Origin of the sequence: Bacillus sp. C30 (assembly GCF_040838255.1) — a bacterium.
GTDB lineage: Bacteria > Bacillota > Bacilli > Bacillales > Bacillaceae_G > Bacillus_A > Bacillus_A mycoides.
The window spans coordinates 1-2,864 of record NZ_JBFPJH010000386.1; the positions used below are offsets into that span (position 1 = coordinate 1).

Below are 2,864 nucleotides of genomic sequence, written 5' to 3' on the forward strand. Positions count from 1 at the left end.
GTATAATAATTCTAGTAATATTTTGACGGAGGGGAATATTTTGAATAAAGTTTTTTTTCATACTTGTATACTATTTTTGGTTGCGATAATCGCTTCTAGTGTGGGCGCATTCCTCGTTTCATCTCATTTTTTGTTGAATTTTGTCAACATCTCATTCTATATTGCATTGTTTTTTATTCTTATAGGTGGTTTTTTATTCATATTTCAAAACGGATTTTTTAACGTAACAATTTACGCATTCCAAAGAGTATTTGGTACGAATAAAAAAATTGACTCTTTAATTGAAGAAGCAGAGGAACCTATCGATAAGAAAGAACGTATTTATAAAACATATTCATTCAAATGGACGTATCCGATTTGTATTACCGGTATCGTACTTGGGTTGTTCTCGATCCTCATTAGCTTTACTATTTTGATGTAGTTTGCAAACACTATCCCATATGATATAATAATCAGCAAAACATTTTGTTATAAAACTTTAGTTCTTTCATATTAAAAGAGCTTAGGTAACAATAAATAAATTTATATGTATGCGATGATAAAGAAGAGTACATATTGAGGCAATTTCAGAGAGCTTGTGGCTGGTGTGAACAAGTAATTGCGCAGTATGGAATGGGCTTTTGAGCACCAAACCGAACCGAAAGTAGTAGGCTTTGGCGTTATATCCAAACGTTATTATGGATTAGAGAGATTTCACAGTAGTGAAATAATTAGGGTGGTACCGCGGTCCATTCGTCCCTATAGTTTTTTGGGATGAATGGGCTTTTTTGTTTGCCTTCTCTTCCCCATCACGCATTCAAATTTAGGAGGAATTACTTATGTCAGTTATCTTTTCTGGTATTCAGCCGAGTGGAACGATTACACTTGGAAACTATTTAGGAGCTATGAAGCAATTTACAGAGCTTCAAAATGAACACGACTGTTATTTCTGTATTGTAAACCAACATGCGATTACAGTACCTCAAGATCCCGTACAACTTCGTAAAAACATTCGCAGTCTTGCTGCACTTTATGTAGCATGCGGCATCGATCCTGAAAAAGCTACTTTATTTGTACAATCAGAAGTACCAGCACACGCTCAACTAGGATGGATTATGCAATCAGTTGCTTACGTTGGAGAATTAGAGCGTATGACGCAATATAAAGATAAATCTTCTGGTAGAGATTCAGTTCCAGCTGGATTACTAACGTATCCACCATTAATGGCTGCTGATATTTTACTTTACAACACTGAAATCGTACCTGTTGGTGATGATCAAAAACAACATATGGAATTAACACGCGACCTAGCAGAGCGTTTCAACAAACGCTTCCGTGAAGTGTTCACTGTTCCTGAAATTCGTATTCCAAAAGTAGGAGCTCGCGTTATGTCATTAACAGAACCTACGAAAAAAATGAGTAAATCTGATCCGAATCCAAAAGCAATGATCAGTATGCTTGATGAACCAAAAACAATTGAAAAGAAAATTAAAAGTGCTGTAACTGATTCTGAAGGTATCGTGAAATTTGATAAAGAAAACAAACCTGGAATCTCTAACTTATTAACAATCTACTCTTCATTCTCTGGAAAAACAGTTGAAGAAATAGAAGCAATGTACGAAGGAAAAGGATACGGAGACTTCAAAGGCGACCTAGCACACGTAGTCGTAGAAGCAATTCGTCCAATCCAAGACAAGTATAACGAACTAATCAACTCACCAGAACTAGACGAAATTCTAGACAAAGGTGCAGAAAAAGCAAACCGCGTTGCATTCAAACAACTACGCAAAGTAGAAAACGCAATGGGATTAAGTAGAAAGCGTAGGTAACACATAAAGCGGAAGCGGCTCGTTCAGCTCTGACTGGCTAAGGTTCTTTCGCATAAAAGGCGCTTTTTGCCTTCTTATGCGGAAGGTTCTTAGACACGAAGAGCTTGCCGCTGGAGCTGGATTTATTTATAAGGCGGAGGCGACTGCTTAGCCCTGACGGATAAGGTTCTTCCCCACAGAAGGTGCTTTTTACCTTCTCGTGGGGAAGGTTCTTAGACGCGAAGGGCTAGGAGCCGGAGCTGGATTTCATAAAAGGCGGAAGCGGCTCGTTCAGAATGTGAGGAGGATGGAGTTCCTGACGCAGAGGCGTTTTTTGCCTCGCAGGAAGGCGCGAAGCCACCGAACATTCTTGTCACCTCCATAAAAAAAACCGCCAATTGGCGGTTTTTTTAATTTACCTTCTGCTCATTTTCCATTTCCCATAACTTTTCAAAAAACGGCTGTCCTTTTACAAGGCGCTCACATAATTGCTCGTGCTTCTCAGACCATCCAGTTTTCGCTTCATCATAAAGTTTAGCCCAAACATCTTCAAACTCCATATGTTGGACCATTCCGTACGCTGATGGATCCCACTCTGTGAACCAATAGCGAATTTCAGCTGGATTTTTCGTTGTATATAATTGATCTAATGCCATAAATAATAATTGTTTTAACTGTCTTTCTTTACGAGTTAGGCCGTTCATAATGAAAGGTGACGGCGATAAAATATGATGTTCTTTTTCAATCTCTTCCACTTGGAACTCATACTTTTCTGCTTGCACATTCTCTACCATCTCATATACCATCTGTTCTTGACGCGGTATAAGCCTACTTTTTCTAATTGGCACATTATAGCCGATTGAATCAATCGCAATAATTCCTTTTCCATCTGTAACTACAAAACAATATTCTTGTTGCAAGCGTTCGTGATTTTTACGAATATAAGCCTTATGATATACGTCTTCCAATAATTTTTGCGGAAGCTCTAATAATTCGTTCTCGATGTAATGATATAATGTGGCATCTACTTTTAATAATGGCACTTGATCTAATAGCTCAATCGTATCATCTTTCCGC

3 protein-coding genes and 1 other annotated feature are annotated in these 2,864 nt (G+C 38.1%); of the genes, 2 read left to right on the forward strand and 1 reads right to left on the reverse strand.

The features are described from left to right. The first annotated feature begins 40 nt into the window (after positions 1 to 40). Positions 41 to 421: a DUF3899 domain-containing protein gene (locus AB3X49_RS20640; RefSeq protein WP_002125921.1), complete on the forward strand. Its 381-nt coding sequence runs from the start codon at positions 41 to 43 to the stop codon at positions 419 to 421. Positions 422 to 526: 105 nt separating this feature from the next. Then, positions 527 to 743, forward strand: a binding site (T-box leader). 75 nt (positions 744 to 818) lie between these two features. Continuing rightward, positions 819 to 1,808 (forward strand): tryptophan--tRNA ligase, encoded by a 990-nt coding sequence (gene trpS, locus AB3X49_RS20645; protein WP_367964428.1) that lies wholly within the window; start codon positions 819 to 821, stop codon positions 1,806 to 1,808. A 389-nt stretch (positions 1,809 to 2,197) separates the two neighbouring features. Here the strand turns inward: trpS and AB3X49_RS20650 are convergent. Further along, a partial coding sequence (locus AB3X49_RS20650; protein ID WP_367964430.1) for a YjbA family protein occupies positions 2,198 to 2,864 on the reverse strand: 667 nt, incomplete at its 5' end.

Bases quoted from the DNA above. Each gene is read 5' to 3' on its own strand.
- trpS (WP_367964428.1), top strand. From the start codon at position 819: ATGTCAGTTATCTTTTCTGGTATTCAGCCGAGTGGAACGATTACACTT.